We start from the raw sequence: 22,311 nt of genomic DNA on the forward strand, positions 1-22,311 counted from the left end.
TCCCGCTATCGATCCAGGTTCAGGGTCGGCCAGCCGGCCAGGTCGGCGAGCAGTCGGCGGGCGTGGGTGGCGACCACGACCGCGGCCGAGGTACGCCGCAGGGCGGCGGTGAGCTCGTCGACCAGGGCGGCCGACAGGTGGTTGGTCGGTTCGTCGAAGATGATCAGATCCGGTCGTGCGGTGAGCTGCGACGCCAGGTCGAGGCGGCGCTGCTGGCCCAGCGACAGGCGCGACACCGGGGTACGCCGGGCTTCCGCGTCGAGCAGGCCGGTCGCGTCGGCGGGGCAGATCCGGCGTGCCGTGGCGTCCGGCGGCCAGTCCGGGATCTCCTGAGCGACCAGCGCGACGCTCGCCGCGTCCGACCGGTGGATCGTGCCCTCGGTCGGGGCGAGGCGCCCGGCCAGGACGGCCAGGAGGGTGGACTTGCCGGCGCCGTTCGCACCGGTGACCAGCAGTCGCTGACCACCGGCCAGGTGCAGGGTCACCGGCTTCGTCAGGCGGCCGCTCACGCGTACCCCCCGGGTATGCATGATCGGAAGGCCGGGCCGCGTCGGCGGCTCGGGCCACCGCAGAGCCGGCGGGGGTGGCGGCACGGTGACGCGGTGCGCGGCCAGGGCCTCCCGATCGCGGTTCAGGGCCTGCACCACGCCGGGCGTGTGGGACTGGCGCCGGTGCTTGTCGACGCCCTTGTCGGGGCGCCAGCCGGTGGTCAGGCGGGCCCGGGCCCGGTCCACCGCCTGCTCCAGACGGCGATGCTCGGCCTGCTGCTCCTCGTGCTCCTGCTCCCAGCGCCGCCGGTCGCGGCGCCGGCCGTCCCGCCAGGCGTCGTAGCCCCCGGCATACCAGCGGGGCCGGCCGTCGCTGCTCGGATCCAGGTCCAGGAACTCACCCGCCACGTCGCGCAGCAACTGCCGGTCGTGGCTCACCAGCGCCAGGCCGCCGGGATGCGCGCGCAGGCGGGCGGTCAGGAAGGCGAGGCCGCCGGCGTCCAGGTGATTGGTCGGCTCGTCCAGCAACAACAGATCATGGGGTACGCCGAGCAGGCAGGCCAGCCGCACCCGGTAGCGCTGGCCCACCGAGAGGGTGGACAGTTCGCGGTCGCGGTCGGCGCAGGCGCCGAGCGCCTCCAGGGCGACGTCGACACGGCGGTCGGCGTCCCACGCGTCCAGCCGGGTGGCCGCCTCCAGCGCTGCCGCGTAGCGCTCGCCGGCGCCCGGGCGGCCCGCGGTCAGGTCGGAGGTGGCCTGATCGAGAGCGGTCAGGGCGGCGTGCGACGCGTGCAGGGCCTCGCCGGTGAGGGCGCCGACCGTCTGACCGGGGCCGGCCGCCAGCGCCTGCGCGGCCAGGCCGACGGAGCCGACCCGGCGCACCGTGCCGGCGTCCGGGGTGAGCAGGCCGGCCAGGACGTGCAGCAGCGTGGTCTTGCCACGGCCGTTCTCGCCGACGATCGCCAGCCGGGACCTCGGGGAGACGGTGACCGAGACGTGGTCGAGGATCCGGCGGGCGCCGAGGGTGACGGTGATGTCGTCGGCGCGCAGGTGCGCGGCCGTGATGGTTTCCAGGGACACAGGGTTGCTCCGCAGCTCTCGAAGAGGAGCCGGGTAGCCGGAGAGGGCCGCCCGGCAGGACGCCGAGACGGCGGGCATGGTGCGAGTCGCGCCGCCGTCAGCGGCGGAGGCGCAACCTCATGAAAGCGATCCCTGAATGCATGCCGGCCACGCTAGCGGGGTGATGCTCGCGGCCGCCACCCGTTTTTCGGATGTTCTCGTCATCGGGATGATGTGAGTATCCTGTGGGCATGGTTCGGTTGACGCGGGCGCAGCAGCAGGCGCGCACCCGGGCCGCGGTGCTGGCCGCCGCGGTGTCGGAGTTCGAGGAGCACGGTTATGCGGAGGCGAAGGTCGACCGGATCGCGGAGCGGGCCGAGCTGACCCGCGGGGCGGTGTATTCGAACTTCTCCAGCAAGCGGTCCCTCTATCTGGCGGTGCTGCTCGACGAGTGGCCGCACCGGCCCGTCGCCGGCGCCTCGCCGGCGTTCGGCATCGCGGACGGCCCGGCCTTCGGCGTCGCGGCGGCGGCCGAGGCGTTCGCCCGGATCTGGCTGGACCGGCTGCCGCTGGCCGGGGACACCGCCGCCGGGGCGCGGTTGCGGGCGCGATCGGTGGCCGGGGTGTTCGACGACGAGCCGGGCCGGCGGGTGCTCGGCGAGATCACCCGTCTGGAAGGGCTCCTGCTCGGGCTGGCGCTGGAGTCGTGCCGGCCGCCGGGTGGGCGGCGGGTACGGCTCGCCGAGACGATCCTCACCCTGCTGCACGGGGCCGACCACCTGGCCGAGTCCGCGCCCGGGTTCGGCGACCCGTTCGATCTGGCGCGCGCCTGCGGTCACCTGGCCACCATCGCGCTGCACGACGAGTGGGACCCGCCGCACCTGCCGTTCATTCCGGCGGCGCGGGCCTGCGACGACCCGTGGCAGCCACCCGAGGAGATCGACGACGGGGTGCTGGTGGTGCTCGGCGCCCGGCGGCTCGGCGCGGCCGAGGAGACGGTGCGGGCCGCCGACAACGTCACCATCGCGGCCGTGACCGGCGATCCCGCCGAGCTCGGGGCGCTCGTGCGGCTGCGGGTCGACGGGACCATGGCCATGCTGCGGCAGATCTTCCCCGGCGGGGTGCGACCACCCGTCCGGGTCATCGTCGACGGGGCGGAGGGTTTCGCCCACGCCATCGGGGCGCCGGTCGGCGACGACACGGAGGCGGCGGTGCGGATCCGGGACGGGCGCGTCGTCGCCCGCGCCGACGGCCGTGGCGCCGGGCACGCGGCGGCGACGGCATGACCGACCTGCGCGTGCTGCACACGCTGCGGTGCATGGGATTCACCGACCTCGACCGGGTGGCGTCGGTGGCCGGGCTGCCGCCGGAGGAGACCGAGTCACGGTTGATCGACCTGGCGGTCGAGGGGCTCGTCACCCGTACGCCGGGGGCCTTCGGCGGGTGGGGGCCGACCGAGGCCGGCAAGATCGAGGACGCCCGCCTCGTCGCCGAGGAGCTGGACAAGGCCGGGGCACGTGCGGCCGTGACCAGCGCGTACGAGGATTTCATGGTCCTCAACCCGGAACTTCTCGACCTGTCCACGGCCTGGCACCTGCGCACCGTCGACGGCGTCGCGGCGGCCAACGACCACACGGACGCGGGCTATGACGACCGGGTGCTGGCCCGCTTCACCGACCTGGACCGGCGGGTCTCCCCCGTGTGCGCGGCGCTGGCCGCGGCGCTGCCCCGGTTCGGCTCCTACCGGACGCGGCTCAGCACGGCCCTGGCGCGCGGCGATCTGGCGGAGAGCACCTCGTCGTACCACAACGTGTGGTTCCAGCTCCACGAGGATCTGCTGGTCACCCTGGGGATCCCCCGATGAGTGCGATCCACGCGCTCGCTCCCGGCCTGGGCCTGGACCCGTCGGTGATCGGTGGGAAGGCGCACGGCCTGGTCACCCTGATGCGGCTCGGGCTGCCCGTGCCGCCCGGGTTCGTCATCCCCACCGCCGCCTGCCGTGCCTTTCTGGACGATGGTCGCCTTCCCGGCGGCGAGCTGGCCGAAGCGGTCGGTGAGCTGGCGGCCGTGACCGGTCGCGGATTCGGCGATCCGGCCCGGCCGCTGCTGGTGTCGGTCCGTTCCGGGGCCGCCGTGTCCATGCCCGGAATGATGGACACCCTGCTCGACGTGGACTCCATCGACGACCTGCGAGCGGCGGTGCGCCGGGTGTTCGCCTCCTGGAACGCGCCGCGCGCCGTCACCTACCGGGAGTTGCACGACATCCCGCACGATCGGGGAACCGCCGTGGTGGTGCAGGCGATGGTCCACGGCCACCGGGACGAGCACAGCGGCGCCGGGGTGGCGTTCAGCCGTGATCCGAGCACCGGCGAGCGGCGGCCGTACGGTGACGTGCTGCCGCGACGTCAGGGTGACGCCGTCGTCTCCGGCACCGTCCCGACGTTGCCCCTGGATACCCTGGCCGGCCGCGAGCCGGCCGTGTGGGCGGCGCTCATGGACGCGCTGGACCGGGTGGAACGCCACTACCGGGACGTGTGCCACGTCGAGTTCACCGTCGAGTCCGGTCGCCTGTGGCTGCTCCAGGTCCGTCCCGGCGGGCTGAGCGGGCACGCGGCCGTCCGGGTCGCCGTCGACCTCGTGGACGAGGGGCTCATCGACCGGGCCACCGCCGTCCGCCGGATCACGCCGGGTCACCTGCGGGCGGCCGCCGTCCCACGGATCCGCACCGCGCAGATCCTCGCTCGCGGGCGGGGAGCCGGGCCGGGCGTGGCGACCGGCCGGGTGGCGGTCACCGCGGACGGCGCCGTCCGGATGGCCGCCGGCGGGCCGGTCGTCCTGGTCCGGCCACACACCTCCCCGCTCGACCTGCACGGGCTGGCCGCCGCGACCGGGATCGTCACCACGACCGGGGGCCTGACCAGCCACGCCGCCGTCGTCGCCCGGTCGATGGGCAAACCCGCCGTCGTGGGCGCGGCCGCCGTCACCGTCGCCGCCGACCGCATCATCGTGGACGGACGATCCCATCCGGAGGGCACCGTCGTCACCATCGACGGCACCGGAGGCGAGATCGTCCTCGGTGTCGCCGAGACGGCCACCGCGGACGCCGGCCCGCACCTGGCTCGGCTGCTGCGCTGGGCCGCCGAAGCGCCGGTAACGTGACCACATGCCGGAGAATCCGCCCGCCGACCGCTCGGCCCGCCACGACTGGTGGGGCGTCGTCCTGGACGCGCCTGACGTGGCCGTGCTCGCCCGCTTCTACTCCGAACTGCGCGGGTGGGCGATCTGGAAACAGGATGAGACCGGGGCGGCCCTCGACCTGGGTGAGGGTGTCGCCTACCTGAGCATCCAGTACAACCCGGACTACGTGCGGCCCACCTGGCCGCCGGCTCCGGGCCGGCAGCAGATGATGGTGCACCTCGACTTCGAGGTCACCGATCTGGAGGCGGCCGTGGCGCACGCTCTCCGCCTCGGCGCCGAACTTCCCGGCCATCAGCCGCAGGAGAACGTCCGGGTCCTGCTGGATCCGGCCGGGCATCCGTTCTGCCTCTACACGTGAGACGCCCCGCTCCCGGTGGCGTCGGATGGGGTCGGCAGATTCGCCTGATCGGGCTCCTCAGCAGCCTCGGACAGGGTCGACAGATTCGCCTGATCGGGCTCCTCAGCAGCCTCGGACAGGGTCGACAGATGCGCCTGATCGGGCTCCTCAGCAGCCTCGGACAGGGTCGACAGATGCGCCTGATCGGGCTCCTCAGCAGCCTCGGACAGGGTCGGCAGATGCGCCTGATCGGGCTCCTCAGCAGCCTCGGACAGGGTCGGCAGATGCGCCTGATCGGGCTCCTCGGCAGCCTCGGACAGGATCGGCAGATGCGCCTGATCGGGCTCCTCAGCAGCCTCGGATAAGGTCGACAGATGCGCCTGATTGGGCTTCTCGGCGGCATGAGCTGGCAGTCCACCGCCGAGTACTATCGGCTGCTCAACGATCTGACCCGCGAGCGGCTCGGTGGGCTGCACTCGGCGCGCTGCGTGCTGTACTCGGTCGACTTCGCCGCCATCGAGGTGATGCAGGCCGAGGGCCGGTGGGACGAGGCGGGGGCGGCACTGGGCGAGGCGGCCCGGGCGCTGGAGGCGGCCGGGGCGGACTTCGTCGTGCTGTGCACCAACACGATGCACAAGGTCGCCGACCGGGTGGCCGCCGTCGTCGGCATTCCGCTGCTGCACCTGGGTGACACCACGGCCGAGGCGGTGAAACGGCGGGGCGTCACCACGGTGGGGCTGCTCGGCACCCGATTCACCATGGCGGAGGACTTCTATCGCGGCCGGCTGGCCGGGCACGGCCTCACGGTGCTGGTGCCGTCCACCGAGGACCAGCGGATCGTCAACGACGTCATCTACGACGAGCTGTGCTTGGGCATCGTCAAGCCGGAGTCCCGCGACGCCTACCGCCGGATCATCGGCCGGCTGATCGCCGACGGGGCGGAGGGCGTCATCTTCGGCTGCACCGAGATCGAGCTGCTGGTCGGCGAGAGCGACAGCGCGGTCCCGGTGTTCCCGACCACCCGGCTGCACTGCGAGGCCGCCCTCGACCACGCGCTGCGTCCCGATCGGCCACGGCGGCCGGGCCTTCCGTGAGCCGGTGCGCTCACGGCGTACCCGTCGAGGGGTGATCGGCTCGCCGAGGCTCGGTGCCCGGCACATGCTCGACGGCCCACGCCGCCAAGACGAAAGCCGATGCGCTCACGACGCACCCCTCGAAAGATCGTGATCAGCACACCGAGCCTCAATGCCCGGCACATGGGCGACGGCCCACGCCGCCAAGCCGAACGCCGATGCGCTCACGACGCACCCCTCGAAAGATGATCGGCTCGCCGAGCCTCGATGCCCGGCACGTGCTCGATGGCCCAAGCGGCCAGGGCGAGAGCCGGTGGGATGAGGCTTTTCCCGACAGGGGTGAGCGCGTACTCGACGCGCGGCGGCACCTCGGCGTAGACGGTGCGGGTTACCAGGCCGTCGCGTTCGAGGTTGCGCAGGGTGAGGGTGAGCATCCGCTGGGAGATGCCGGGGACCTGCTGGTGCAGGTCGCCGAAGCGGAGAGTGCCCTGGTCGAGGGTGGCGACGACCAGAAGCGTCCACTTGTTGCAGATCTGGTCAAGGATGGCACGCAGCGTGCGGCCGCCGTCGCCGCGGATCTTGCAGGTGTGTTCGTAGTCCACCGGTGACAACTCTCTGTGCCTTGGGCACATCCGTGTGCCTTTTGTACGCCTCACCTTAGTACCGCATGATGTGGCTACTTACGAAAGGTAACTCTCATGCTTATCGCGTACTGGGTACTCGCCGTGCTGCTCGCGGTGTTCTACGCCTACTCGGGCGGCAAGAAGGTCACGCAGAGTCAGGATCAGCTGCGGCCGATGATGGGCTGGGTGGATCAGATCCCCATGCGGCTGGTCCGGGTCATCGGGGCGCTGGAACTGCTGGGTGCGGCCGGGCTGCTGCTGCCCCCGTACCTCGGCATGGCGGCCGCCGTGGGTCTCACGCTGCTCCAGGTGGGCGCGATCATCACTCACCTGCGCCGGGGCGAGGCTCGGCTGATCGGCCTGAACATCGGCCTTGTCCTGTTGTCGGTGGTCACGGCCTGGCTGGCCACCACCTGGCTGTAAGACCCGGCTGATCGGCCTGTCCTGTTGTCGGTGGTCACGGCCTAGTCGGCCACCACCTGGCTGTAAGAGCCCCCGCTGATCGGCCTTGTCCTGCTGTCGGTAGTCACGGCCTGGCCGGCCACCGCCCGGCTGTGACCTGCTTCAGGGCGGCCGCCGCGTCGTGGGCGATTCGGGTGGGGCGGGGGCCGGGCGCCGTCCACGGGCGGCCCGCTGAGATCCAGACACTGGGCAGGCCACACGCGGCAGCGCCGGCGATGTCGGCGTGCGGCGAGTCGCCGATCACCCACGCGTCGCGCAGCGGGAGACCGGCTACGGCGGCAGCGGCGTGGAAGATCTGCGGAGCGGGCTTCTTGTGGCCGGCCGCCTCGGATACGACCCAGCCGTCGACCAGCCGGTCCAGCCCGGTGTTGCGGATCTTGGCCGTCTGCTGGGCGGTGCGGCCGTTGGTGACGATCACGCAGGTCCAGCCGGTGGCGCGGGCGGTCGCGAGGGCGCCGGCGGTGGCCAGGGCGAGGGTGACGCGGTCGGCGGCGCCGGTGTCGAGAAGGGCGCGGACGGCGGCGCCGGGGACGCCGTACCGGTCGATCAGGGCGTTGCCGACGACCTCGCGGGGCGCGTATCCGCTGGCGTCCACACCCATCAGCCAGGAAAGATCGCCGGCGGGCAGCCGGTGCTCGGCCAGGAACGCGGCGGCCGCCGCACGGAAGGCGGCGTCCCGGTCGATCAGCGTGTTGTCGAGATCCACCAACAGCAATGTCACGGAGGCAGTAGACCATGGAGCTGCGGCACGACGACTTCCACGCGGTTCCGCTGACCACGGCGCTGGCGGAGCTGGACTACGCCGCCTACATGGCCAGCCCGGACGTGATCCGGATCCACAGTGACGGTCGCTGGCCGGTCGACGGGTTCACGCTCGACCAGGATCTCGCGCAGCTCGCCGGGCACGAGGACGATCACCGGGCCGGACGGGCGTACACGTTCGCGCTGCTCGATCCGGCGCACACCACGTCACTGTGCTGCCTGTACCTGAACCCGGTGCGCGAGCGCTTGCGGGGCTGTTTTCCGGCGGGTGCTCCGATGGTCACGTTCTGGATCCGGCAGGACCGCCAGGATCTCGCCACGACGGTCGCCCGCGCGGTTCACGAGTGGCTGCTCACCGCTTGGCCGTTTCCGTCGCACGTCTTCCGGATCCTGCCGGGCGAGCACGCCTCCCGCGTCGCCCTCGCGGGGCTCGGGCTGCGCGAGCGGGTGCTGTCCCCGGCCTTGGAGCCGCGACCCTATCTCTGGTTCCAACCCGATGATGTACGTGTTGAGTGCACTTGACGGTTGAGTTGATCATCGTCAGCATGGACCGTCCTGACGTGCACGAAACCGAGGCTGAACACTGTTGAAGGCGTACCCGCTCGCACTCGTCCCGCTGGTCCCCGCTGTTCCCGTCGCCACGTGGTGGCTGGTCGGCGACCTGACCGACACCTCCGCCGACATCGTTCTGGACTACGCCTACCACCCGGTCACGTTCGGCGAGGCCGGCGACGTGATCCTCGGCGTGGTCGCGTTCCTGACGGCGCTGGCCGCACTCGGCGTCCTGATCCACGGCACGGTCACCGGGCGGATGCACCGCGCCTGGTGGGGTGTCGCGGTGTCGGTCCTCGCGATCGGCGCCTACCTGGGCTGGGCCGAGCGCATCTGGACGGCCGGAGTGATCGGCGCCAACTTCGGCGTCGGCCTGACCTTCCTGTTCGGGGTGCCGTTCGTCATCACGTTCCTGCTGCCGTCGGTGTGGTCGCTGGTGGTCCTGCGCCGCGCCCGGCGCACCGAGCCACAGCCGGCCGGTCGCTCGTGAAACCACTCGGCCGGCCGTTCACGGCAGGTTGATCCCACTGCTCCCGGCCGCACGTTCGTGAGGCCGCTCGGCCAGCCGTTCACAAGCACGCTGATTCCACCGTTCCCGGCCGCACGTTCGTGAGACCACTCGGCCAGCCCGCTCACAAACACGCCGATCCCACCGTTCCCGGCCGCACGTTCGTGAGACCACCCGGCCAGCCCGCTCACAAACACGCTGATCCCACCGTTCCCGGCCGCACGTTCGTGAGACCACCCGGCCAGCCCGCTCACAAACACGCTGATCCCACCGTTCCCGGCCAGGTGCTCGGGAGAGCACACGGCCAGCCACCCACGACCGCCCCGATCCCGCCACCCCCAGCCAAGCACCCGTAGAACCACACGGCCAGCCGTGCGCGGGCACGCTGATTCCGCCATCTCCAGCCGCGCACCCGTAAGACCACACGGCCAGCCATGTGCAGGCACTCTGATCCCACCGTTCCCGGCCAGGCACCCGTAAGATCACACGGCCAGCCGTGTGCGGGCACGCTGTTCCCGGCTTCGGCTGTCGCCTTCTGGCGGCTTCTCGGCGACCTTGCCGACGCCGCCGCCCGTCAAGGATCGGGGCCGAGCGGTGGCCGGTGGTCGCCGGCCGGGCACGCCCACGAGAAGTGGACCCGGCTGGCGCACTGCGCCCCGTACCCAATTATGATCTTGATTTTGTCGATGGGTAGGGAGTGCTCGTGCGAATCGGGATCGCGCTTCTCATGGCGGGTGCGCTGGCCGGATGCACGGCCCCGGCCGAGCCGCCGGCGAGCACGCCGCAACCCGCGCCCACGGTTGACCGGAAGGGCCTGCTGGCGGCGATTCCCGACTTCGCCGACGGCGCCTACGCCTTCCGGATCAGCGGACCCGGCACGCCGGTGGCCGGGGTGTTCTCCGACGCGGACAGTGTCATGCAGGTCACGCAGCAGCGAACCGTACCGGGACGTGACCTGCGGATGACCGTGACCGCACGACGGGTCGGCACCCCGGTGTGGGTCCGAGTGGCACTGGAGCCGGCATCGTGGCATCGGCGCCTCGGCGTGCCCACAGAATGGATGGCGCTCGACCAGAACCGGTTGCCCGCCGAGAAACTGTTCCCGGTACTGGTGGACGGTGACGGAGGCGACGTCGCGGAGATCCGGGACACGGTGAAGTTCGCGACCGAGATCCGGGAGCCGGCGCCGGGCCGCTTCGCGGGAACGGTCGATCTGCGTACCGTGGACCGCACCGACTCGATCATGCCGCGTGACGTCGTCGACCAGCTGGGCGAGCGGGCCGCCGAAGTGCCGTTCGAGGTGACCGTCACCGACGAGGTGGTCTCCGGGATGACCGTGACGCTGCCGGACGGTGTCGTGTACCGGGTGGAGTACTCCGGCTTCGGATCGACCCCGGTGCCCGGCAAGATCAATGCGGGGCAAGCACCGAAGAGCGTCTACTCGTTGCTGTGACGGCCGGCTTTCGCGGCGCGGCCCCGGGTGATCCACCGGACAGGCGGCGCGATTAGGGTTGGCCGGTGGCCACCGTACGCGTCGATACTGTCCTGTCCGTTCCGGTTCAGCAGGTGTGGGAGGCGGTGGCCGACGTCGGGGCGGTGCATCAGCGGATGTTGCCGCGCCGAGTGCTGAACGTCCAGATCGACGGCGACCACCGGATTCTGACCATGCCGGACGGTGCCGAGGTCCGTGAGCTGATCATCTCCGTCGACCACGAGTTGCGGCGGATGGCGTACACCGTGGTCGAGGGCCAGCGGATGCCGCTCACCTACCATCACGCGTCGTTCCAGGTGTTCGAGGACGAGGCCGGCAGCCGTCTGGTGTGGCAGACCGACGTGCTGCCGCATGCCATGGCCGCCCATGTCCGGCCCCGGGTGGAGGTCGGCATCCGGGAGATTCGCGACGTCATCGAAGCGGCCGCACTCAGCGAACGAAGCTGAACAGCCGCTTTCCCGCCAGCGTGGCCACCGGCTGCGGGGCGGCGATCAGTCGGTGCACGCCGACCCGGAAGCGGGCGCCGGCCGGGCGGGTGAACGCGACCTCCTCGAAACCGTCGCGGTCGAAGAAGGCGCGGACGTCGTCGCTGGGGTCCGGCCCGGCGTCGCCGCGCCCGCGCGTCCAGACGACCACGCCGCCGGGATGCGACAAAGAGCGAAGAGCAGCGATCGTACGGCGTACGTCCGCTTCGGAGATGTTTCCGAAGACGCCGCACGCGGTGAGAATGTGCGCTGGGGCGGCGTCGAGGTAGGTTCCGGCCAGGCCCGCGTCGCCGGTGCGCACGTCGATGCCGGTCAGGCCGAGTTCGTGGGCCGTTTCCCGGGCGCGCCGCGCGAGATCGGGGTTCAGTTCGACCAGGGTCGCCCGGACCGGGCCGGGGTGGCGGGCGAGGACCGGTAGGACGTCGCGGCCGTCGCCCGCGCAGAGGCTGATCACTCGGATCTCACCGTCGAACTCGGACAGTGCCCACGTGAGGTGCGCCCGGACCACCCCAAGCCGCTGGGCCAACTCGGAGCCGGGGTCGTCGTAGTCGCGGTGCCACCCGATCCAGTCCGTCGCCATCCCGTCATCATGCGAGCGCCACGCCACCCGATCCAGTCCGTCACCGTCCCGTCATCGTGCGAGCGCCACGCCACCCGATCCAGTCCGTCACCGTCCCGTCATCATGCAGCGCCACGCCACACCCGCCAGCGCGCTGATCCGGAAATCACGAACGTGAACACGCCCGACCACCCGCAACGTGGATCCTGGGATCGCGAAAGTGATCATGGTCCGGTCCGTTTCCAGGCGGCCGCGCGCTGTGGTCGGTCTTGCCCGGCTGGCCGTGAGTGCTGTTTCGGAGCTTGAGACAGCACTCACGGCCGGCCGGAATCGTCAGTGCGTTCTCAACGGTGCTGAAGCAACCCTCACACAACCAGATGGAACCGACCGGCGGGTTCCCAGCGCTGTCTCAGCTGCGCCGAAACAGCGCTCACGACCAGCCGAAATGGCCAGCTGGCTGGGAATGTTCGGTTGCTGTTCGGACGGGTTTGTGATCGTGGACCGGCCACCCACTCACGCCCGGCGGGCGCGGCACGGTCCGGTGTGGCAGTTGCTCGCGGAAATGGAGGATCGGGTTCGTGTAGCCCGTACGAAATGGGGTTTAGAGAATGCGGTAGTGGTAGCTGTGGGAGTGCGTGAACCCGGCGGCCTCGTAGAGGCGTCTTGCCGGGTCGTTGTCGGCCTCGACCTGCAGGTAGAGGGTGCGGGCTCCGTGGGTGAGGGCCCAGGCGGCGCCGGCGCGGAGGATGGCGGCGGCGTAGCCGCGGCAGCGATGGGCCGGGGCGGTGGCCATGCAGAACACGCCGGTGAGGCCGTCGCCGGCGACAAACAGGCCGAACGCGGCGATCTCGCCATCGACCGTGATGCTGGCGAAGCCGGTGGGGGCGCAGATGCGGGAGAGGACGAGGTCGCTGACCGCGGCGGAGCCGTAGGCGGCGCGCCACGCGGAAGTCAGTTCCGGGGTGATCTGCACCGGGATCGCCGGCGTGGACCGGTCGGTGATCGTGGCCGCTGAAGCGCTCAGGACCAGCGTGGGCGCGTCGAGGCGGTAGCCGCGCGCGGCCAGTGCGGCGTCCAGCGTGGCGTGTTTCTCGGCGGGGCTGACCTGGATGGTCACCGCCGCGCCGCGGGACCGGTAGTAGGACTCGACCGCGCCGATGGACCGTTCCGGGTGACGGTCGGCGGGCGGGGGCAGGGCGGCATTGTTGCGGCGCCTGGTCACACCGGGGGTGTGCCGCAGCAGCCAGCCGTCGGTCCGCTCGTTCTCGATGGCGGGCCAGGCCCTCACGGCGTGCTGTTCGATCTTGATCACTTGAACACCGTAATCGTTTGCGCCATCGGCTACCTTGAGCGCGTGCCGAACATCGATCAGTCCCGCGAGTCCGAGCTTCCGTGGTTCCTGTGGCCGGTCCGGGTCGTCGCCATCCTCGTGGTGCTGCCGTTCCGCCTGTTGTTCGAGGCGCTCGCCTACCTGATGACGCCGGTCGTCTGGCTGTGGCGTCATCTCGTGGTCATCCCGCTCGCATGGCTGTGGCGTCATCTCGTGGTGATCCCGCTCGAGTGGCTGTGGCGGGCGGTGTTCGCGCCGGTGCTGCGCTGGGTGGGCAAAGGTCTGGTGGCCGTTTTCGCGTGGGTCATCGCGGTTCTCGCCGTGCCGCTGCGGTGGCTGTGGCGCACCGTGATCGTGCCGGTCGCGGAGGCGTTCTATCGCTGGGTGCTGCGGCCCATCGGGATCGCGATCGCGGTGAGCCTGGAGTTCGTCTGGCGGTGGGTGCTGGCCCCGGTGGGCCGGGCGCTGCTGTGGTTCCTCAAGATCGGCTGGGAGGGCGCCTACCGGTTCGTGCTGCGACCGATCGGGATCGTGATCCGGTTCGTCTGGCGGTACACGTTCGGGCTGCTGTTCCGGGGCCTCGCGTGGGTATGGCGCGCCATCGTGGCCCCGGCCGGGCGCTGGGTGCGCGACGAGATCCTGCGGCCCGCGGGTGCGGCGGTGCGTTCCGCGCTGTCCGCACTGGGTCTGCGCTGAGCATCGTCCTGACCTGGGCGTGAGCCCGCCCGGTTTGCGGAATCATGGGCGGTGTGAGTGGGCGTGTGTTCGGGATTCTCTCGCCGTTCGTCGGCGGCGACTACTACGGCGCGATCATCGAGGGGGCCAACGCCGCCGCGGTGGCCGCCGGCGACCGGGTGATGGCGATGCAGACCCTGAATCCGGGTTCGCACAGCGCCGACCGCAGCGGTCTGCCCGATTTCGATCGGCCGCTGGCGTGGCGGCACCTGTCCGGGCTGGCGGTGCTGCCGGGCGCTGTCGCGACCGGCTACGCCACGGACGCCCGGCAGGCCGGGCTTCCGGTGGTCTTCGTGGCGCAGGAGGCTCCGGCTTCGTCGGTGGTCCTGGCCGATAACCGCAGCGGGGTACGGGACGCGGTCGCACATCTGATCGAACACGGTCACGAACGGATCGCGTTCGCCGGTTACCTGGCGCACTTCGACCTGCGGGAACGGCATGCCGGGTACGCGGAGGCGCTCACCGCTAACGGCCTGGAACCGCTGGTCATGGACACCGGCGACAACCACGAGAGCGGCGGGGAGGCGGTCGCCGACCTGCTGATCCGGGCCGGGATGCCGGTGTCGGCGATCGTGCTGGGCACCGACCGTAACGCGATCGGGTTGATCGGGCGGATGCGGGCGGCCGGATACGCGGTGCCGGGTGATATCGCGGTGGTCGGATTCGACGACATCGCCGACGCGGCCTATCTACGACCCGCGCTGTCCAGCGTGCGGCAGCCGCTCGACGAACTAGGCCGGGCACTGTACGAGCTGATGGATCACCCGGTTCCCCGCCGCGAGGTGCCGACCGTCTTCGTGAACCGGGAGTCGTGCGGCTGCACCAACGACGGGCTTCCGGTGTCCGAGGCCCACACCCGCGCGCTGTTCGGGCAGGTCAGCTATCTGCAGGAGACGTTGAACATCCAGTACGAGCTGGGTGTGGCGCTGCTCGGCACCCAGGAGCGGGACCCGCGGGACCTGGCCTGGCTGGAACTGACCCCGGCGACGGCCGGCTGCCTCGGCCTGTGGCAACCGGATCTCGCGGACACGCTGCACGTGCGAGGCGGGTTCCGGTTCCCGGCCGGCGGGCTCCTCCCGGTGGATGAATTTCCGCCGGCGGACCTGTTCGAACGGGCCTACGGCGCGGATGGCGAGATCGTGTTCGTGGTGCCGATCCGGACACCGGCTCAGGACTGGGGCCTGCTGGCCGCCGTCGGCCGGATCCAGTCGACCACCCCGCCGGGCCGGGAGATGATGAACCATTCCGGGTCGCTGCTGGCCAAGGCCCTGGACTACGGGGTGATGCAGGAGAAGCTGCGGCAGGCGGCGCTGCGCGATCATCTGACCGGCCTGCCGAACCGGGTCCTGCTGGAGGACCGGATGGCGCAGGCGGAACGGCGGGCCGCCCGGGAGGCGGGATACCGGTTCGCTATCCTGCTGCTCGACCTGGACGGGTTCAAGGCGGTGAACGACACCCACGGTCACGCGGCCGGCGACCAGCTGCTGATACAGGTGGCGCGGCGGTTGACGAAGCGGTTGCGGCGCACCGATACGGTGGCCCGGCTGGGTGGGGACGAGTTCGTCGTACTGATCGACGGGGTGTCCGGGTCGGGTGGGACTCACGAGGTCATCGCCGCGATCAAGGCCACCGTGACCGAACCGTTCACCATCGACGGGCACGTCGTCGAGGTGGGTCTCAGCATCGGGGCGGCGATCTCCGGCGACGGCACCTCGGACCCCGACTATCTGCTCCGCGAGGCGGACGCCGCCATGTACCGGGCGAAGTCCGTGGCGCGGCAGCGCTGACGTGCCGCTATCGGGTAGAGAGAGATGCGACGTGACGACCGATCATCCCGGACAGATCGCCCGCCGGGTCCATCCCGAGACGTGGCACGAGCAGCTCACCGACCTCAACCACCTCCTCATGGTGTACAAGTTCGGGTTGGCCGAGATCAACACGAAGATCACCATCCTGGCCGAGGAACTCACCCATCGCGGCAGCAGCAACCCGATCGAGCACGTGCTGCCACGGCTGAAGACGCCGGCCAGCATCACGGCGAAGGCACGGCGGCTGGGCTGCTCGCTCACGTTCGAAGACCTACGTGACAAGATTCGGGACATCGCCGGGATCCGGATCGTGTGCAGTTTCGTGTCGGACGTCTACACGGTGGCGAAGATGTTGACCCGTCAGCCGGACGTCCACCTGGTCGTCGAGAAGGACTACATCACCAACCCGAAGCCCAACGGGTACCGCAGCCTGCACCTGATCGTGGAGGTCCCGGTCTTCATGTCGGACCGGGTGGTGGCGGTGCCGGTCGAGGTGCAGCTACGGACCGTGGCCATGGATTTCTGGGCCACCCTGGAACACAAGATCTACTACAAGCACGATCCGGACGTGGTACCGCCGCGGTTGCGTGACGAGCTGACCGCGGCGGCTGAGGACGCGGCACGGCTCGATCAGCGTATGGAGCGGCTGCACCGCGAGATCCACGGTCCTCGGCGGTAGCGAGCCGGCCCGCGGGCCGTGGGTCCGCGGGCCGTGGTTTCAGATTTCGATGCCGGTTTGGGGGTCCTGGGGTCTACGCGCCGTCGTTCGGGTCGTTCAGATTCCGGTTCCGGCCCGCGGGCCATCTTTCCGCGGGCCGGAGCCGGGTCGATCAGGTTCCGATGTCGGCCTGAGGGCCTGCGTAGGTCCGCAGCATGGCGGGCACGTCGGCGGCCGCATCGAGGGTGTAGGAGTAGAAGCTCGCCGGGGTGAAGGCCGACCCGAGGGTGGTCTGCTTGCCGGTGCAGTTGACCAGGATGCTGCCGGACTGGCGCAGTTGTGCCGTGGAGTCCGGATAGAAGGGGTCCTTCACTCCGTCGAAGTAGCTGTTCTCCAGGACCATCTTTGTGGCGCCGCGTGAGTAGTTGCCGTAGCCGCTGATGGTTTGCAGGTAGTTGTTGTAGAGGTGGGCGTAGGCGACGTTGTCGGTGCTCGGGTTGCGCTGGCCGGTGTTGTGGATCCAGTTGTGGTGGATCGTCATCCGGGCCGTGACGTTGTCGGTCCAGCCGATGCCGAATGCCTTGTTGCCGTCGGCGAGGACGTTCCACGAGACGGTCAGGTAGGTGGTGTCCTTGCGGGAGTCGATCAGGCCGTCGTTCATCCGGGTGATGAGGTTGTGGTCGATCCAGATGTGGTCTGCGGTGTCCATCTGGATGCCGTCGTAGTCGTAGACGTCGTCGCCCGGGTCGTCGTCGGCCATCCGGGTGTCGCGGATGGTCAGGTTCCGGATGATCACGTTGCGGGTGCCGGCGCCGAGGAAGAAGCCGCCGCCCACGATCTGTCCGCTTCGGCCGGCGCCGACGATCGTCTTGTTGGACGTCACCGGCATCTCGGTGCCGATCGGGCTGATGGTGATGGCGGCCGCCACCCGGATCACGTAGGAGCCGGACGCGGCCGCGTATCGGGTCAGGTCGGCCTGGGTCGTGACGGTGACCGTCGTGCCGCCCGCTCCCCCGGTGGTGCCGCCGCCGGTCGACGCGAAGCCGTCCGGGATCGACGGCCAGGTGCGTGCGCTGGTGGTGACGAAGCCCCACTGCTTGTTGGTGTTGGCGGTGCACGTCTCCTGGATGATCGCCCCGCCCGACGACGTGGAGGCGTCCTTGTCCGACATGCACAGGCCACTGTTCACATTGACGACCTGATACGTATTGGACCCGCTCGCCACCAGTCGCCACTGTTGATTGGCTTGACTGGATACACACGTGTACTGCTGCAGTTGAGTTCCCGACGTCGTCGACCAACCCGGCACGTCAACACACTTGCCACTGTTGACATTCTTGATCAAGTAGTTCGAACCTGAGGCGATCAATGTGAACTGCTGCCACGTGGAGTTGACGGTGCAACCCCACTGCTGCAACAGGGCACCATCAGACGTCGACGCGCCCGGCACATCGAGACACATACCGGACTTGGTCACCTTGAGCTGGTAGACGACACCCGTTGCCGGGGCGGCCTGGGCCGGCGAGGAGCCGAGGCCGATCAGTACGGACGCCCCCAGTAGCACGATCGCGAAGAACCTACGCATGATCACTCCCCTCTCATCCGACCGGGTTCCAGCCGTCGGTGCCGGCCAGATACTTCTGCGGGGTGTAGTTGACCGCGGTGGCGTCGCTCATCTGCGGCCGGTTGCCGTTGACCGTGGCGCCGGAACCGGTGTTCCGGTATTCGAAGAACCGGGCGTTGGTCCACACGTTGGAGGACATGTTGATCCACGGCTGGGCGGTGGCGATGGTGGCGCTCAGGCTGGTCTCCCGGTAGAGGACCTGGGCGTCCGGTCCCCACGGGCGGCCGAGCTGGGTGGTGTTGCTGGTCGCGCCGGTGACCGTGCACCGGTAGAAGAGGAATCCGTAGGCGTTGGCCGCGTCGGTCCGGGCCGCCGTGATCGGGCCACCGGTGCTGCGCTTCTGGTGGATCGCGGTGCTCTGGAAGACGGCCGTGCCGCTGCCGAAGATGAAGTCGACGGTGCCCTCGACGTAGCTGTTCTTGACGTAGTGCCGGTAGTTGTTGACCAGCAGCGTGTCCTGGGCGCCGAGGAAGCGGACGTTGTCGAAGACCGACCGGTCGCCGTTGAGGTTGGCGGCGACGGCCTGGCTGCCCTCGCCGTAGTCGTTGGCGATGGTCAGGTTGGTGGCGGCGAAGTTGGCGCCGTTGACGAAGACGGTGGCGCTGCCCGAGGTGCCGTAGCCGCCTGCCGAGCTGTGGTTGTTGACGATCACCGTCTGGCCGGGGGCGGTGCCGAGGCCCTGGAGGGTGACGTAGGGCTTGTTCGACGGGACGGTGACGATCTCGCGGTAGGTGCCCGGGGCGATCGTGATGACACGACGGGTGGTGTTGTTGGCCGGGACGGCGTCGACGGCGGCCTGCACGGTCGTGTACTGACCGCTGCCGTCGGCCGCGACCGTCGCGCCGGCCGTGCTGGTGGTGACGAAGCCCCACTGCTTGTTGGTGTTGGCGGTGCACGTCTCCTGGATGATCGCCCCGCCCGACGACGTGGAGGCGTCCTTGTCCGACATGCACAAGCCACTGTTCACATTGACGACCTGATACGTATTGGACCCGCTCGCCACCAGTCGCCACTGTTGATTGGCTTGACTGGATACACACGTGTACTGCTGCAGTTGCGTACCCGACGTCGTCGACCAACCCGGCACGTCAACACACTTGCCACTGTTGACATTCTTGATCAAATAGTTCGAACCTGAGGCGATCAATGTGAACTGTTGCCACGTGGAGTTGACGGTGCAACCCCACTGCTGCAACAGGGCACCATCAGACGTCGACGCGCCCGGCACATCGAGACACATACCGGACTTGGTCACCTTGAGTTGATAGGCGACACCGGTGACCGGCGCCGCCTGGGCGGGCGCCGTGGGCATGCCGAACAGCACACCCGCGGCGAGGAGCGCGAGGACCATCACCTTGCGCATCATGGGGATCCTTCCTTCCGGGTTCGGGGGTTACCGGAGGCCGGTGGTGGCGATGCCCTTAACCAGGTATTTCTGGCCGGCGATGAAGAAGCCGATGACCGGTGCCAGGGACAGGAACGACATCGCGAACATCTCGCCCCACTGGCTCTGCCCCTCGGAGTCCATGAACTGCCGCAGAGCGAGCGGGACGGTGTACAGCTCGGGGTCGGTGAGGTAGAGCAGTGGGCCGAAGAACTCGTTCCACACCGAGATGAAGGTGAAGATCGCGGTGGTGGCGAAGGCCGGCAGGCAGAGCGGCATGATGACCTTCCAGAACGTCCGGAAGGGGCCACACCCGTCGATGCGGGCCGCGTCGTCGAGCTCCTGCGGCAGCGATCGCATGAACTGGACCATCAGGAAGATGTAGAACCCGTTGGTGGCCAGGAAGTGCGGGACCAGCAGCGGGTAGTAGGTGTTGAGCCATTCCAGCCGGTCGAACATGACGTACTGCGGGACGACCAGCACGTGGCCGGGCAGCATCATGGTGCCGAGCATCATGGCGAAGAACAGTTTGCGGCCGGTGAAACGCAACCGGGCGAAGGCGTACGCGGCGAGCGAACAGGACAGCAGGTTGCCGACGATGCTGAGGACCACGATGACCAGCGAGTTGACCAGGTAGATCTCGAACGGTTCGCTGAGCGCGGTCCAGCCGCGCGAGTAGTTGCCGAGGTCGAGGACGGCCGGCCACAGCGATTCGTCGGTGAAGACGGTGTTGCTGGGCTTGAGCGAGCTGGAGATCATCCACAGCAGCGGGTACATCATGATCACACCGACCGCGCTGAGCAGCACGTGCCGCATGAAGCGGGGACGGCAACGTTTCGGCGGCGGCTGATCGGCCGGTGGCTCGACGGAGGTTTCCCGGGTCATGGTGAGCGTCATGAAAGCCCTGTCAGTTGTCGTAGAAGACCCAGAAGCGGGCCGCCAGGAAGTTGACCGCCGTGAACCCGGCGATGATCACCAGCAACAGCCAGGCCATCGCGGAGGCGTAGCCCATGTCGAACTCGGCGAAGCCCTTCTGGTACAGGTACAGGTTGTAGAACAGGGTCGACTCCCCTGGGCCGCCAGTGCCGTTGCTGATCACGTACCCCTGGGTGAAGGTTTGAAAGGACGCGATCAGCGCCTGCACCAGGTTGAAGAAGATGATCGGGCTGAGCAGCGGCAACGTGATCGAGCGGAACTGCCGCCACCCGGAGGCGCCGTCCATCGACGCGGCCTCGTAGTACATGGCCGGAATCTGCCGCAGCCCGGCCAAGAAGATCACCATGGGTGAACCGAACGTCCACACGTGCAGCAGGATCAACGTGCTCAACGCGTACCGGGGATCGGAGGCCCAGCCCGGGCCTTGAATGCCGAACCAGGCGAGAAAGTCGTTGACGATGCCGTTGTAGCCAAAGATGTAGCGCCACAGCATGACGATCGCGACGCTGCCGGCCAGCAGTGACGGCAGATAGTAGACGCTGCGGTAAATGGCCAGTCCCCGCACGCCGCGGTCCAGGACCATGGCGACGGCAAGGGCGACGATCAACGACAACGGTACGGAGACGACCGTGTAGGTGATCGTGACCTTGAGCGACTGGTGCAGTTTGGCGTCGTCGAACATGCGCCGGAAGTTGTCCAGTCCGGCCCAGGTGGGGGCGGTGAGCAGGTCGTAGTCGGTGAACGCCAGGTACAGCGACGCGAAGAACGGGACGATCATGAAGAGCATGCCGCCGAACCAGGGCAGCAGAAACAGGTAGCCGGCCCGGTCCTGGCGCCGGATCGCCGTCATCCGTTGATCTCCTTGCGGGCCTCGGTGATGAACCGCTCTCCGGCGGCGGCCGGCTTGAGCCGCCCGAACTCGACCTCGGTGCTGATCGTCTTGAGGATGTTGGTGAGCTTGCTGGCGCCGACCGGGTACGGGTACGAGGGCGGCAATTTCTCGTTCTGCAACGCGGTGAGGAACTCGGTGGCCCGCTTGTTGTCGGCGTCCAGGTCGGGCGCGATCTGCTCGGCGATCTTCCGGTTCGGCGGCACGCCGCGGGTGGCACCGGCGACCCGTGCCGCCTCCACGTCGTTGATCAGGAAATTCAGCAGCTTGAGCGTCTCGTCGGGATGCTTCGAGGTGGCGGCGATCGACCACAGGGCCGGGGTGTCGATGGACTGCCCGCGGCGGGCGGTCTCCCCCGGGATGCGCAGCATGACGAGATTGCCACCGCACGCCTGGTTGTAGCCGAGCAGGTTGTTCGACGGGATGATCTGCGAGGCGATCGACTTCTTGGCCAGATAGGACTGGGCCGGTGAGGCGCCGTTGTTCTGGTCGATGAACCCGGCCGGCGGGAACGCCTTGGCGGCGCGCAGGCCCTCGGTCAGTTCGAACCAGGCGGTGATGGTGCCGGCGGTCGCGCCGAGTCTGCCGTCCGCGGTGAAGAAGTCCTCACCACGCTGGCGGGCGAAGACGAGCAGGTTGGCGACGGTCCACGGTTCGAAGTTGGCGCCGTAGACCTTGCCGCCGCTGGCCTTGGTGACGGCGGCGGCGAACTCGGAGAGGTCCGCCCAGGTCCAGGTGTCGCCGTCCGGGATGCTCACGCCGTACCGATCGGTGATGGCCTTGTCGACGACGAAGCTGATCGTGTTGAGACCGGAGGGCACGCCGAAGATCTGCGGGCCGACCTGGCCGAGCGCCCGGGCCGGCTCGGTGAGGCCGGTCAGGTCCAGGGCGCCGGCGTGTTTCGCCAGGTCGAGCAGGGTGCCGCGGTCGGCGTACTCGCGGAGGCTGTCGAAGCGCATGGCCATCAGGTCAGGCGGGTCGCCGGCCGCGAAGCGCGCCGCGAGTTTGTCCTTGTACGGCGAGCTGTCCTGGTATTCGGTGCGCACCCGGATGCCGGGGTTGGCGGTCTGGAACAGGTCCAGCGATTTCTGGGTGAACTCGGCGCGCTGGGCGTCGCCCCACCACACCATGTTGATCTCGATCCGGCCGTCGTCGTCATCGCCGCCGCCGAAGCCGCGGCCGCATCCGGGCAGGGTGGCGGCGGTGGCGGCGAGCCCGGCGAGGGTGAGCAGGTGACGCCGGGTGGGCCCGACGGTGGTGCCGATGGTGTTCACAAAGGTTCCTCCGACCGGCGAGCGGATTTGTTTCAGTGTTTTATCTATCGAGCAGCATCCATGTCAACCGCCTCG

General features: G+C 69.4%; 24 protein-coding genes. 13 read left to right on the forward strand and 11 right to left on the reverse strand.

From position 1 onward, the window contains the following. Positions 1-5 precede the first annotated feature (5 nt). Entirely contained in the window at positions 6-1,568 is a 1,563-nt protein-coding gene (locus tag J5X75_RS14885; protein ID WP_307798086.1) for an ATP-binding cassette domain-containing protein, read from the reverse strand. 230 nt (positions 1,569-1,798) lie between these two features. Between J5X75_RS14885 and J5X75_RS14890 the strand changes: the two genes are divergently transcribed. The 4 genes from J5X75_RS14890 to J5X75_RS14905 are packed head-to-tail and all read left to right on the forward strand — an operon-like array spanning position 1,799 to position 5,103. Then, positions 1,799-2,833, forward strand: coding sequence for a TetR family transcriptional regulator (locus tag J5X75_RS14890; RefSeq protein WP_208467952.1), 1,035 nt, complete (start codon positions 1,799-1,801; stop codon positions 2,831-2,833). Beyond that, positions 2,830-3,411, forward strand: coding sequence for a transcriptional regulator (locus tag J5X75_RS14895; protein ID WP_208467953.1), 582 nt, complete (start codon positions 2,830-2,832; stop codon positions 3,409-3,411). The genes J5X75_RS14890 and J5X75_RS14895 overlap by 4 nt, the downstream gene beginning before the upstream one ends. Next, on the forward strand, positions 3,408-4,706 hold the full coding sequence (locus J5X75_RS14900; RefSeq protein WP_208467954.1) for a PEP/pyruvate-binding domain-containing protein: 1,299 nt from the start codon (positions 3,408-3,410) through the stop codon (positions 4,704-4,706). The genes J5X75_RS14895 and J5X75_RS14900 overlap by 4 nt, the downstream gene beginning before the upstream one ends. Positions 4,707-4,710: 4 nt before the next feature. Continuing rightward, a complete protein-coding gene (locus tag J5X75_RS14905) occupies positions 4,711-5,103 on the forward strand; it encodes a VOC family protein (RefSeq protein ID WP_208467955.1) in 393 nt (130 codons plus the stop codon). Here J5X75_RS14905 and J5X75_RS14910 read toward each other — a convergent pair. Then, a complete protein-coding gene (locus J5X75_RS14910; protein WP_208468026.1) occupies positions 5,094-5,558 on the reverse strand; it encodes a hypothetical protein in 465 nt (154 codons plus the stop codon). The genes J5X75_RS14905 and J5X75_RS14910 overlap by 10 nt on opposite strands. Between J5X75_RS14910 and J5X75_RS14915 the strand changes: the two genes are divergently transcribed. After that, positions 5,484-6,176, forward strand: a complete 693-nt coding sequence (locus J5X75_RS14915) for an aspartate/glutamate racemase family protein (protein WP_238488080.1) — start codon at positions 5,484-5,486, stop codon at positions 6,174-6,176. The two genes, J5X75_RS14910 and J5X75_RS14915, sit on opposite strands and share 75 nt — an antisense overlap. A 203-nt stretch (positions 6,177-6,379) precedes the next feature. On the opposite strand, the gene J5X75_RS14920 is transcribed toward J5X75_RS14915, so the two are convergent. Next, positions 6,380-6,757: a winged helix-turn-helix transcriptional regulator gene (locus tag J5X75_RS14920; RefSeq protein WP_307798087.1), complete on the reverse strand. Its 378-nt coding sequence runs from the start codon at positions 6,755-6,757 to the stop codon at positions 6,380-6,382. A 96-nt stretch (positions 6,758-6,853) separates the two neighbouring features. Between J5X75_RS14920 and J5X75_RS14925 the strand changes: the two genes are divergently transcribed. Next, positions 6,854-7,201 (forward strand): DoxX family protein, encoded by a 348-nt coding sequence (locus J5X75_RS14925; protein WP_208467958.1) that lies wholly within the window; start codon positions 6,854-6,856, stop codon positions 7,199-7,201. Positions 7,202-7,304: 103 nt separating this feature from the next. Here the strand turns inward: J5X75_RS14925 and J5X75_RS14930 are convergent, their stop codons facing one another. Beyond that, a complete protein-coding gene (locus tag J5X75_RS14930) occupies positions 7,305-7,961 on the reverse strand; it encodes an HAD family hydrolase (protein WP_208467959.1) in 657 nt (218 codons plus the stop codon). Between the two features lie 14 nt (positions 7,962-7,975). Here J5X75_RS14930 and J5X75_RS14935 point away from each other — a divergent pair, with 14 nt between their 5' ends. From J5X75_RS14935 to J5X75_RS14950, 4 genes are all read left to right on the forward strand, one after another. Beyond that, a complete protein-coding gene (locus tag J5X75_RS14935; RefSeq protein WP_208467960.1) occupies positions 7,976-8,524 on the forward strand; it encodes a hypothetical protein in 549 nt (182 codons plus the stop codon). A 64-nt stretch (positions 8,525-8,588) separates the two neighbouring features. Continuing rightward, positions 8,589-9,044 (forward strand): hypothetical protein, encoded by a 456-nt coding sequence (locus tag J5X75_RS14940; protein WP_208467961.1) that lies wholly within the window; start codon positions 8,589-8,591, stop codon positions 9,042-9,044. Positions 9,045-9,765: 721 nt separating this feature from the next. Continuing rightward, entirely contained in the window at positions 9,766-10,515 is a 750-nt protein-coding gene (locus tag J5X75_RS14945) for a hypothetical protein (RefSeq protein ID WP_208467962.1), read from the forward strand. Positions 10,516-10,580: 65 nt separating this feature from the next. Next, positions 10,581-11,000 carry an SRPBCC family protein gene (locus J5X75_RS14950; protein ID WP_208467963.1) on the forward strand — a complete coding sequence of 140 codons (420 nt, stop codon included), beginning with the start codon at positions 10,581-10,583 and terminating at the stop codon, positions 10,998-11,000. On the opposite strand, the gene J5X75_RS14955 is transcribed toward J5X75_RS14950, so the two are convergent. Both J5X75_RS14955 and J5X75_RS14960 read right to left on the reverse strand, forming a co-directional pair. Continuing rightward, complete coding sequence (locus tag J5X75_RS14955) at positions 10,984-11,619, reverse strand: methyltransferase domain-containing protein (protein ID WP_208467964.1); 636 nt, start codon at positions 11,617-11,619, stop codon at positions 10,984-10,986. The two genes, J5X75_RS14950 and J5X75_RS14955, sit on opposite strands and share 17 nt — an antisense overlap. Positions 11,620-12,199: 580 nt before the next feature. Next, on the reverse strand, positions 12,200-12,910 hold the full coding sequence (locus tag J5X75_RS14960) for a GNAT family N-acetyltransferase (RefSeq protein WP_208467965.1): 711 nt from the start codon (positions 12,908-12,910) through the stop codon (positions 12,200-12,202). A 42-nt stretch (positions 12,911-12,952) separates the two neighbouring features. Here J5X75_RS14960 and J5X75_RS14965 point away from each other — a divergent pair, with 42 nt between their 5' ends. The 3 genes from J5X75_RS14965 to J5X75_RS14975 are packed head-to-tail and all read left to right on the forward strand — an operon-like array spanning position 12,953 to position 16,150. Next, a complete protein-coding gene (locus J5X75_RS14965; protein WP_208467966.1) occupies positions 12,953-13,624 on the forward strand; it encodes a hypothetical protein in 672 nt (223 codons plus the stop codon). Between the two features lie 53 nt (positions 13,625-13,677). Next, complete coding sequence (locus tag J5X75_RS14970) at positions 13,678-15,450, forward strand: substrate-binding and GGDEF domain-containing protein (protein WP_208467967.1); 1,773 nt, start codon at positions 13,678-13,680, stop codon at positions 15,448-15,450. Between the two features lie 31 nt (positions 15,451-15,481). Further along, positions 15,482-16,150 (forward strand): GTP pyrophosphokinase, encoded by a 669-nt coding sequence (locus J5X75_RS14975; protein WP_307798088.1) that lies wholly within the window; start codon positions 15,482-15,484, stop codon positions 16,148-16,150. A 151-nt stretch (positions 16,151-16,301) separates the two neighbouring features. On the opposite strand, the gene J5X75_RS14980 is transcribed toward J5X75_RS14975, so the two are convergent. The 5 genes from J5X75_RS14980 to J5X75_RS15000 are packed head-to-tail and all read right to left on the reverse strand — an operon-like array spanning position 16,302 to position 22,236. Beyond that, positions 16,302-17,714: an RICIN domain-containing protein gene (locus tag J5X75_RS14980; RefSeq protein ID WP_208467968.1), complete on the reverse strand. Its 1,413-nt coding sequence runs from the start codon at positions 17,712-17,714 to the stop codon at positions 16,302-16,304. 13 nt (positions 17,715-17,727) lie between these two features. After that, positions 17,728-19,116, reverse strand: a complete 1,389-nt coding sequence (locus J5X75_RS14985) for a pectinesterase family protein (protein WP_238487964.1) — start codon at positions 19,114-19,116, stop codon at positions 17,728-17,730. 30 nt (positions 19,117-19,146) lie between these two features. Continuing rightward, entirely contained in the window at positions 19,147-20,034 is an 888-nt protein-coding gene (locus J5X75_RS14990) for a carbohydrate ABC transporter permease (RefSeq protein WP_238487966.1), read from the reverse strand. A 10-nt stretch (positions 20,035-20,044) separates the two neighbouring features. Continuing rightward, complete coding sequence (locus J5X75_RS14995; protein ID WP_208467970.1) at positions 20,045-20,923, reverse strand: carbohydrate ABC transporter permease; 879 nt, start codon at positions 20,921-20,923, stop codon at positions 20,045-20,047. Further along, positions 20,920-22,236: an ABC transporter substrate-binding protein gene (locus tag J5X75_RS15000; protein WP_208467971.1), complete on the reverse strand. Its 1,317-nt coding sequence runs from the start codon at positions 22,234-22,236 to the stop codon at positions 20,920-20,922. The genes J5X75_RS14995 and J5X75_RS15000 overlap by 4 nt, the downstream gene beginning before the upstream one ends. Between the last annotated feature and the right edge of the window lie 75 nt (positions 22,237-22,311).

Source organism: Actinoplanes flavus (assembly GCF_017592555.1).
In the GTDB taxonomy this organism is placed as follows: Bacteria; Actinomycetota; Actinomycetes; order Mycobacteriales; family Micromonosporaceae; genus Actinoplanes; species Actinoplanes flavus.